This window comes from Demequina pelophila (assembly GCF_000971175.1).
Taxonomy (GTDB): Bacteria; Actinomycetota; Actinomycetes; order Actinomycetales; family Demequinaceae; genus Demequina; species Demequina pelophila.
In genome coordinates this window covers 125,695-134,670 of the sequence record NZ_BBLY01000006.1, presented here as the reverse complement: position 1 = coordinate 134,670, position 8,976 = coordinate 125,695, and the positions used below count along the sequence as shown (strand labels likewise).

Sequence of the window (8,976 nt, the reverse complement as noted above, 5' to 3'; positions counted from 1 at the left end):
GTCCTGGCCCGCCCCGGCCCCCATCCACGCCCTGGTGGTAGAACTGGGCACGATGCGGGCCCACCTCGTGCGCTGGGCTACCACCGGGAGGGTGGGGACTCGACGAGACGGCCCCCACGTGACGGCCCCCACGAGGCGCTCGGGTGGCACCTTGCTACCCTGGTCGGCGGCCGATGCAGGCCTCCCCACTCCACGCACGCGACGGATGTCGCGCGCTGACGCATGCCCGCCCACCGACCGCTGGAGCACCCATGTCCCCCCAGACCCACCCGCCGCGCACCACCACCGGCGTCCCGGAGGCGACCTACGCATCGTCCTGGCGCGCGGCCTTCAAACTGCGCACGCTGCGCACCGAGCTTGTCTCCGGCCTCATGGTGGCACTCGCGCTCATCCCCGAGGCGATCTCCTTCTCCATCATCGCGGGCGTGGACCCGCGCGTGGGGCTGTTCGCGTCCTTCACCATGGCGGTGTCGATCGCGTTCCTGGGCGGACGGCCCGCCATGATCTCCGCCGCCACCGCGGCGGTCGCCCTCGTGGTCGCCCCGCTGGCTCGCGACCACGGGCTCCACTACCTGATCGTCGCGGTGATCCTGGGCGGCATCATTCAGGTCGCGCTGGGGCTGCTCGGCGTCGCCAAGCTGATGCGCTTCATTCCCCGCTCCGTCATGGTGGGCTTCGTCAACTCGCTCGCCATCCTCATCCTCCTCGCGCAGCTGCCGCACCTCACGGACGTGCCGTGGGTGGTGTACCCCCTGGTGGCGGCGGGCCTCGCGGTGATCGCGCTGTGGCCGCGGCTCACCAAGGCCGTGCCGGCGCCCCTGGTCGCCATCGTGCTGCTGACCGTGGTCACCGTCACCGCCGCGATCGCCGTGCCGACCGTGGGCGACGAGGGCGCGCTGCCCGAGGGGCTGCCCGGCCTGTTCATCCCCAACGTGCCCGTGAGCCTCGAGACGCTCGAGATCGTGTTCCCCTACGCGCTGGGCCTCGCGCTGGTGGGCCTGCTCGAGTCGCTGATGACCGCCAAGCTGGTCGACGACATCACGGACACCCACTCCGACAAGACCCGCGAGGCCTGGGGCCAGGGCGCGGCGAACATCATCACGGGGCTGTTCGGCGGCATGGGCGGCTGCGCCATGATCGGCCAGACGATGATCAACGTGAAGGCCGGCGGCGCCCGCACCCGCCTGTCCACGCTCGCGGCCGGCGTGTTCCTGCTGGTGCTCATCCTGCTGCTGGGCGACGTGGTCGCGATGATCCCCATGGCCGCGCTCGTCGCGGTGATGATCTACGTGTCGTGGGCCACGTTCGACTGGCACTCGGTCCGCGTCTCGACGCTGCGGCGCATGCCGCGCTCGGAGACGGCCGTGATGCTCACGACCGTCGCCGTCGTGGTGGCGACGCACAACCTCGCCTACGGGGTGGTGGCCGGCGTGCTGCTCGCGTCGGTGCTGTTCGCGCGCCGCGTCGCGCACCTCGCCCAGGTGGTGGGCGGCCCCGTCGAGGACGGCGTGCGCCGCTACACCGTCAAGGGCGAGCTGTTCTTCGCCAGCTCGAACGACCTGTACAGCCAGTTCGACTACGCGGGCGACCCGGGCCGCGTGGTGATCGACATGAGCGGCTCGCACGTGTGGGACGCCTCGACCGTCGCGGCGCTCGACGCGGTCGAGCACAAGTACGCGACCCACGGCACCGAGGTCGAGTTCGTGGGCCTCAACGCCGTCTCGCGCGAGTTCCACGGCCGGATGACCGGCCACCTGGGGGCGGGCCACTAGGGCTTCCCGTCACCCCTGGCGGTAGATCCGGGCACGATGCGGGCCCAAGTCGAGCGCCCGGCTACCGCCAGGGCCGAGGGGCCTCCGGAGGAGCCCGGCGGGAGCGAAGGGGCAGGGCCGCCGCGCTACTCCGGCTTGGCGACGGCCGCCTTGACCAGGTCCGCCGCCGTCGCGTCGGGCAGGTACGCGCGCAGGATCGCCAGCGCCACCGCCGGCAGCTCGAGCTCGTCCGGATAGGCGAGGTAGAGCGGGAAGTGCTCGGGCTTGAACTTGGCCTTGAAGCGCTCCAGGGACGTGAACCCGTAGTAGGGCTCCATCTTGTCCGCGAGGATGTCGAGCAGGCGCTCGACGGACCCCTCGACCTCGCCCGAGTAGCTCAGCGGCGCGGCGGACAGCGAGATGAACTCGTAGCCCGCCTCCTTGTACTCGACCGCGGACTGGGCGATGAGGAACTCCATGACGCCCGACATCACCCGGTCGTCCAGGCGCCGCTTCATGATGTCGATGGTCCAGCCGACCACGTCGCCCTCGCGGTAGACCGGCATCCAGCTGGTCATGCCGTGCACCGTGCCGTCCTCGTCGACGGCGAGGTGCATCTCGACGTTCGGGTCGTCGGCCTCGGGCAGGTCCCCCAGGGTGAATCCCATCTCCGGCAGCGACTTGTCGCCCGACCACTGGGCGCTGATGGCCTCGAGCTGGTCCTTGAGCCCGCGCGGTGCGTCCGAGTAGCGGACCACGCGCATCGTCACGCCCTCGCGCTTGGCCCGGTTGATCGCGGAGCGCACGTCCTGCCAGGCCTTGCCCGTGAAGGCGAGGTCGGGCAGGCGGATCACCGTGTCCTCGGCCACCTGGATGGACTTCATGCCCAGCTCGCCCAGCTCGGCGCGCACGCGCTCGGACACCGCGAAGTACGCGAGCCGCCAGCCCCGCGACCGGCAGAACTCCGCGAACTCCCCGTAGGTGCGGCGGAGGTCCTCGGGCTGGCCGGCCGGGTCGGACAGCACGATCGCCGTGTTGCCCACCTGCTTGAACGCGAAGCCGGCGCTGCCGTCCTCGGAGATCCAGTGCGAGATCCCCGCCCAGCGCGCCATGTAGCCGATGCTCGTCATGCCCGTGGTGCCGCGCTGCAGGGCGGCGAAGCGCTCGGACACGGACTCGTGCGTCTCGTGGCGCCGGGACGTGAGCAGCAGCGAGGCGAGGAACACCACGAACGCGAGGAACCACACGACGCCGATGCCGTCGAGCATCACCCGCGACACGGTCGACTGCGGCTCGAGCCCGGACGTGCCGCCGACCACCCGCAGCACCGCCTCCCCGATCGCCGTGCCCAGCGTGGGCTCGGGCTCGATCTGCTCGCGCAGCGCCATGATCGCGACGACCGTGAACGTCATGAGCCCGGCCAGGGCGAGCAGTCCGCGCCGCCACACCCGCCGGCGCGAGCGCTTGTCGCCCGTGACCCGGAAGTGCCGGCGCCACGCGAACAGGACGACCAGGAGCGCGACGTCGAGCGACCAGTCGAGCCACCCGGACGCGGTGAGCCCCAGGAGAGGGGCCACCACCACCGCGAAGGACGTGGCGAGGACGACGTACCACCACGCCGCCCGGCGGCCGCGGTGGAGGGCGTAGGCGAGCGTCAGGGCGACCACGGACGATGCGACGAGGGCCAGGGTGGTGAGGTCCGCATCGTCCGTGGTCGCGTCGAAGGAGAGGATCCCTCCCTCGCCAGGCCAGATGCGGGTCAGCAGGTGGTGGAGCGAGCCGAAGGCGAGCACGGTGGCCGCGATGTCGCGGACCTCCTGGGGGCCGAGCCGCCACGCGACGCGCTCGCGCGGGCGCCCCACCACCCAGGGCCCGATCGCGATGCCGATCCAGAAGGCGGCGGCGTGCGTGAAGTCCCAGATGAGGCCCGCGTAGAGGATCATCGCGACGGCGTACAGCGAGATCACCAGCCGCACCCGGCGGCGCCACAGCAGGGGCATCCCCGCGGTCATGGCGCCCACGGCGCCGAAGCCGCCGTTGCTCAGCCCCACGTCCCGCACGCGCGCGAGCTCCTGCGCCCAGTCGAGCGAGGTCTGCTCGAGGCCCAGGAACAGGAGGGCCACCACGAGCACCGCGGCCAGGTGGGTGCCCAGCACCGCCAGCAGCATGCGCAGCGCGCCGTAGCGGTACTCGAGGAAGCCGCCCCCGACGCAGAACGTGCCCAGAATGAGCGCGTACATCCACGGCTCGGGGGAGATGGCGACGCCGACGACGGCCGTGTACCACTGCCCGTCGGCGAACGCGTCGATGCCCCATCCCCAGCGATCGACCAGGCCGGAGTCCGCCGCGGACTCCCACAGGGCGCCGGTGATCGCCCCGACCGTCAGCACCACGGCGGTGACCGCGAGCGTGGCGGGGATGCGGCGGAGGATGCCGAGCGCCGCGCGCACGGGAGACTCGTCGACGGGCGGGGCGGTCGTCGGGGACGTCATGACCACACGCTAGTCCGCGGGGGCCTCGTGATGGAGGGGAGCGGGGGCCCGTGCCGCGACCCGGCCGCGGTCCCGAGGCGGCCGTCGCGCCGGAGCGAACGTGACCGCGTCATGCGGCTCCGTTACCCTAGTGCGGTATGCGCGCATCAGTGCGCGCGAGGAGGAGCCTTCATGAACGCGGACAACCGCACCCCCCAGAACGGCCGGGGGCTGTACTCGCCCCGAGCGACGGAGGACGCGCCCGCGGCGCGGACGCGGTCCCTGTTCATGCCGGTGAACCCCGAGGCCGAGAGCGACGGCGGCGCCCCCGCCGCCCCGTCCGCTCCGGCTCCCTCCACGGGCTCCGTGCCGCAGCGCACCGCCCTGCGTCCGCAGACCGCGCCGTCCGGGATCCCCACGCTCGAGCCCGATGCCGAGCAGCCGGCCCCCGCGGCCCGCGCGCCGCGCTCGGCGGCCTCCGGCGAGGCCGCGACCGCCCCCCGCGCGTACGCCCCCGCGACGCCCGCGCCCACGAGCGCGCCGCAGACGGCCGGCCAGCCCGCGGCCCGCACCCAGACCTTCGCTCCCACCACGGCAGAGCCCGCGGCCGCCCCGCAGCAGCCGGCCGCCCAGCCGGTCCCAGGCCAGCAGGCCGAGGGTCCCCGCCCCGCCTGGACCTCCGGTGCGGCCGGCGCCGCGCTGGGCGCCGGCGGCGCCAAGCTCCGCGGCTACGCCGTGCGCGCCAAGGAGTCCTTCACCGAGGGCGACGAGCTCCACACCCCCGAGTCCAAGGGCGGCCCGCGCAAGGCCCGCGTCCTGCTGTCGCGCATCGACCCGTGGTCGGCGCTCAAGCTGGGCTTCCTGCTGTCGATCGCGGTGGGCATCATGTTCGTCGTCGCGGTCTTCGTGCTGTGGAACGTGCTCGACAGCATGGGCGTGTTCGTGCTCATCAACGACTGGGTGGTGCAGCTGTTCACCACCGAGCGTGAGATCGACATCATGCAGTTCTTCGACCGCAACAAGATCATGAGCGCCGCGATCCTGCTGTCCGTCGTCAACGTGGTCCTCATCACCGCCCTGGCGACCCTCGCATCGTTCCTTTACAACGTGGTGTCGTCCGTGGTGGGCGGCGTCTACGTCACTCTCACGGACGACTGACGGCCCGGTCGGACGCGATTTTGCACCGCGTCCGACGTGAGGTACAGTTGTGCGCCGCGGCCGGTGAGGCCGCGAAAGGGCCCATAGCTCAGGCGGTTAGAGCGCTTCGCTGATAACGAAGAGGTCGGAGGTTCAAGTCCTCCTGGGCCCACCACGGTGATCCGATGCCCGTCGCTCCGGTGCGACGGGGCGGCGCGGATCACAATCCATGCACCCGAGTACACTGGTGCGACCGGCAGCCGGCACCTCGCCCGGCGACGGGGCCTTGGCGCAATTGGTAGCGCACCTGCTTTGCAAGCAGGGGGTTAGGGGTTCGAGTCCCCTAGGCTCCACCAACGGTTCGGCCCCCTCCGCGGAGGGGGCCGTTCGCGTCTCCGGGGCTCAGCGGCAGCAGCCGCCCCCGCAGCAGCCGCCGGCCTTCTCCGAGGCGTCGGCCGTGGCGGAGGCGCCCGCGAGCAGCAGCGAGGCCGCCTCGAGCGTGTAGCCCGCGTCGTGGACGGCGGCATCCGCGGCGAAGGCGAAGTCCTCCGCGTTCGTGCCCGGCTCGAGGGCGACCACGGCGGTGCCGACCTCGTGGTCGACGGCGGCGCTGCGCACGCCCGCCAGGGCGGTCAGGGCGCCGGTCACGGCCGTCGAGCAGCTGGTGCACGTCATGCCGGAGATCTCGAGGCGGAGGGTGGTGGTCGGGGTGGCTGCGGTGTCTGTCATGCCACCACTGTAGAGATTCCAGCGCGGGGCAAGGTCACATGCGACGGGCGCCCCCACCATGCGGTGGGGGCGCCCGTCGTGCGATGGCGAGAGGGTCAGGCCTTCTTCTCGGCCTCGTCCTCCCAGACGTCCTCGGCGTCGTCGATCGCGGAGACGACCTCGTCGGTCGCGCGGCTGCGCGCGTCCTCGGCGGCCTCGCGGACCTTCTTGGCCTCCGCGACCGCGGTCTCCTTGACGTGGGTGGCGGCGGGGCCGGCGACCTCGGCGACCTTCTTGGCCTCGGCGACCACCGTGTCCTTGATCGACTCGGCGGCGGGGCCGGCGGCCTCGCGGAGCTTGTCCATCGTCGGGCCGGCCTTCTCCTGCACGGCCTCCGTCGCGGCGGCGGCAGCGGCGGTGGCGGCCTCCGCGGCCTTGCGCGCGGCGTCGGCGGCGGCGTCGACGGCCTTGTTGACGTTGCGGCGCACCTGGTCCTTGATGTCGCCCTCGGCGGCGAACTCCCACTCCTCGTCCTCGCCGGCCCAGCGGTCGCGGCCCGGGTCGCGACGCGCCCACACGACCACGGCGGCGCCGGCGGCGGCCACGAGGGCCAGCGGCACGAGCACGCGACCCACGCCGCCCTTCTTGGGCTCCTTCGCGGCGTTGTCCACCGCTGCGACGACGGCCGGGATGGCGGCGCCGACGATCGCGGCGTGCGCGACGTCCGCCCACTGCGAGGCCTTGTCGCCGGCCTGGTGCACGTACGGCGACGCCTTGCGCGCACCGGCGTGGTACGCCTTCTTGGCGCGCGGCGTGGCCCACGCCTTCGCCTTCTCGTACTGCGGCTCGGCCCAGTCCTTGGCGTTCTCGTACTGGGGGCCCGCCCACTCCTTGGCGCGCTTGGCGGCCTCCGTGGCCGCGAGCTGCGCCTCGTGGGCCGCGTCTCGCGCCGCCTTGGCGGCCTCGGCGGCCTGGTCGCGGGCCTTGTCCGCGTCGAAGCCCTGGAATGACACCTTCTTCATGCTGTGCTCCTCACCTAGGGGGACCCCTGGTATCCCATCGTGCCACCTAGGGCGCACGGTTGCGACCAGCGTGGAAGAATGGCGCGCATGATCGCAACTCTTCAGACCACCGCAGGCGACATCCGCATCGAGCTGTTCCCCAACCACGCCCCCGTGACCGTCAAGAACTTCGTCGGTCTCGCCACCGGCGCGAAGGAGTGGAAGGACCCCCAGACCGGCCAGAAGAGCACCGAGCCGTTCTACGACGGACTCGCGTTCCACCGCGTCATCGGCGGCTTCATGATCCAGGGCGGCTGCCCGCTGGGCACCGGCACCGGCGGCCCGGGCTACACCTTCGACGACGAGATCCACCCCGAGCTGCGCTTCGACGAGCCCTACCTGCTCGCCATGGCCAACGCCGGCCAGCGCCTCAACCCCATCACCGGCAAGCCCGCGGGCACCAACGGCTCGCAGTTCTTCATCACCGTCGACAAGCCCAGCTGGCTCAACGGCAAGCACACCATCTTCGGCAAGGTCGCCGACGACGAGTCGCGCGCCGTGGTCGACGCGATCGCCACGACCGCGACGGACGGCCGTGACCGCCCGCTCGAGGACGTCATCATCACCGGCGTCACCGTCACCGAGTAACGCGTGACGGAGCCCGCCGCCGCGACGCCCACGTGCCCGCGGCACCCCGATCGCGTCTCGTACGTCCGCTGCCAGCGCTGCGGCCGTCCCACGTGTCCGGAGTGCCAACGGCCCGCGGCGGTGGGCATCCAGTGCGTGGACTGCGTGGCGCAGGCGCAACGGTCGCAGCGCAGCGTCGTCAACCGCCTGGGCTTCACCTCCGCCTTCGGCACCCCGTACGTCACCTACGCCCTCATCGGGCTCAACGTGCTGGCGTACCTGTACGGCACCTACGTGCTGGGCACCGGAGCCTGGCGCGTCGAGTGGGCGCTCATCCCCAACCCCGGGATCTACGCGGACTTCGTGCTGGGCGGCGGGGACGAGTGGTACCGCTGGCTCTCCTCGGGATTCCTGCACTTCGGGCTGCTGCACCTGGGCATGAACATGCTGGTGCTGTTCCAGTTCGGCACGCAGCTCGAGCCGATCATGGGGCGCCTGCGCTTCCTGGCGCTCTACGTGCTGTCGCTCCTGGGCGGCTCGGCGTCGGTGATGCTGCTCGCGAACGGCGGCGTGCACGGCGGCGCCTCGGGCGCGATCTTCGGCCTGATCGCCGCGTACGCGGTCGTGCTGGTCAAGCTGAAGCTGGACTACCGCTCGCTCGTCACGACGGCCGGCCTGTGGCTGGTGCTCGGCTTCGTCGTGCCCGGCATCTCCTGGCAGGGCCACCTCGGGGGAGCGGTCGCCGGCGCGGCCACCATGGCCGCCATGCTGCACTGGGTGGGACGGGCGCCTCAGCGCGCCCCCCGTTCCTGACGCGCGGCCCCCGGCCGGCGCATCGTCCCCGGTCGATGCCTCTAACTACACCCGTGTAGTTATCCCCAGCGCTGTCCCCAATGGTGGAAAACAACACCGGTGTAGTTATCCCCGACTGTGGACTGTCGTGGGGATAACTACACCGGTGTGATTCACTTCCAGCGTGTGAGGAGCACCATCCCGGCCGCCATGAAGACGAAGCCGAACGCGAGGTTCCAGTCGCGGATCTCCGGGATGGGGAACTGCGCCTTGGAGACGTAGTAGATGACGATCCACACCGGACCCAGGACCAGCAGGGTCAGGGCGGTGGGCAGCAGCCACTTGGGGTTGTCGGACTTGGGCTTGCCGAAGTTCTTGGGCGCCTTGAAGGTCTCGACGTCGTCGCGCTTCTTCGAGAAGGGCACGTTTGCTCCATTGTTCGTTCCGTGCGCCCGCACCGCGGGCGGTCGATCTGACTGCCCATCAGGA

Annotated in this window: 8 protein-coding genes and 2 tRNA genes; 6 read left to right on the top strand and 4 right to left on the bottom strand. The window is 71.7% G+C overall.

The window, feature by feature from the left end; translation table 11 throughout:
* Window positions 1-251: 251 nt before the first annotated feature.
* On the top strand, window positions 252-1,772 hold the full coding sequence (locus AOM03_RS10415; RefSeq protein WP_062381099.1) for a SulP family inorganic anion transporter: 1,521 nt from the start codon (window positions 252-254) through the stop codon (window positions 1,770-1,772).
* Between the two features lie 125 nt (window positions 1,773-1,897).
* Here AOM03_RS10415 and AOM03_RS10410 read toward each other — a convergent pair whose 3' ends face one another.
* On the bottom strand, window positions 1,898-4,243 hold the full coding sequence (locus AOM03_RS10410; RefSeq protein WP_062381097.1) for a bifunctional lysylphosphatidylglycerol flippase/synthetase MprF: 2,346 nt from the start codon (window positions 4,241-4,243) through the stop codon (window positions 1,898-1,900).
* A gap of 171 nt (window positions 4,244-4,414) precedes the next feature.
* Here AOM03_RS10410 and AOM03_RS10405 point away from each other — a divergent pair, with 171 nt between their 5' ends.
* The 3 genes from AOM03_RS10405 (at window position 4,415) to AOM03_RS10395 (ending at window position 5,715) form a co-directional block, all read left to right on the top strand.
* On the top strand, window positions 4,415-5,380 hold the full coding sequence (locus AOM03_RS10405) for a DUF3566 domain-containing protein (RefSeq protein ID WP_062381094.1): 966 nt from the start codon (window positions 4,415-4,417) through the stop codon (window positions 5,378-5,380).
* Between the two features lie 77 nt (window positions 5,381-5,457).
* A tRNA-Ile gene (locus tag AOM03_RS10400) sits at window positions 5,458-5,534 on the top strand.
* Window positions 5,535-5,639: 105 nt separating this feature from the next.
* Window positions 5,640-5,715, top strand: a tRNA-Ala gene (locus AOM03_RS10395).
* 46 nt (window positions 5,716-5,761) lie between these two features.
* Here AOM03_RS10395 and AOM03_RS10390 read toward each other — a convergent pair.
* Together AOM03_RS10390 and AOM03_RS10385 are read right to left on the bottom strand one after the other, a co-directional pair.
* Window positions 5,762-6,088, bottom strand: coding sequence for a cation transporter (locus AOM03_RS10390; protein ID WP_062381093.1), 327 nt, complete (start codon window positions 6,086-6,088; stop codon window positions 5,762-5,764).
* A 95-nt stretch (window positions 6,089-6,183) separates the two neighbouring features.
* Window positions 6,184-7,089, bottom strand: a complete 906-nt coding sequence (locus AOM03_RS10385) for a hypothetical protein (RefSeq protein ID WP_062381091.1) — start codon at window positions 7,087-7,089, stop codon at window positions 6,184-6,186.
* Between the two features lie 87 nt (window positions 7,090-7,176).
* Between AOM03_RS10385 and AOM03_RS10380 the strand changes: the two genes are divergently transcribed.
* Window positions 7,177-7,716 carry a peptidylprolyl isomerase gene (locus tag AOM03_RS10380; RefSeq protein WP_062381088.1) on the top strand — a complete coding sequence of 180 codons (540 nt, stop codon included), beginning with the start codon at window positions 7,177-7,179 and terminating at the stop codon, window positions 7,714-7,716.
* A 3-nt stretch (window positions 7,717-7,719) separates the two neighbouring features.
* Entirely contained in the window at window positions 7,720-8,508 is a 789-nt protein-coding gene (locus AOM03_RS10375; RefSeq protein ID WP_082092336.1) for a rhomboid family intramembrane serine protease, read from the top strand.
* A 152-nt stretch (window positions 8,509-8,660) separates the two neighbouring features.
* Here AOM03_RS10375 and AOM03_RS12820 read toward each other — a convergent pair whose 3' ends face one another.
* Entirely contained in the window at window positions 8,661-8,912 is a 252-nt protein-coding gene (locus AOM03_RS12820) for a cell division protein CrgA (protein WP_062381082.1), read from the bottom strand.
* Window positions 8,913-8,976: the final 64 nt, after the last annotated feature.

What these genes read in the sequence shown, in the direction of transcription:
- AOM03_RS10415 (WP_062381099.1), top strand. Translation starts at nt 252, where the DNA reads ATGTCCCCCCAGACCCACCCGCCGCGCACCACCACCGGCGTCCCGGAG.
- AOM03_RS10410 (WP_062381097.1), bottom strand. Translation starts at nt 4,243, where the DNA reads ATGACGTCCCCGACGACCGCCCCGCCCGTCGACGAGTCTCCCGTGCGC.
- AOM03_RS10405 (WP_062381094.1), top strand. Translation starts at nt 4,415, where the DNA reads ATGAACGCGGACAACCGCACCCCCCAGAACGGCCGGGGGCTGTACTCG.
- AOM03_RS10390 (WP_062381093.1), bottom strand. Translation starts at nt 6,088, where the DNA reads ATGACAGACACCGCAGCCACCCCGACCACCACCCTCCGCCTCGAGATC.
- AOM03_RS10385 (WP_062381091.1), bottom strand. Translation starts at nt 7,089, where the DNA reads ATGAAGAAGGTGTCATTCCAGGGCTTCGACGCGGACAAGGCCCGCGAC.
- AOM03_RS10380 (WP_062381088.1), top strand. Translation starts at nt 7,177, where the DNA reads ATGATCGCAACTCTTCAGACCACCGCAGGCGACATCCGCATCGAGCTG.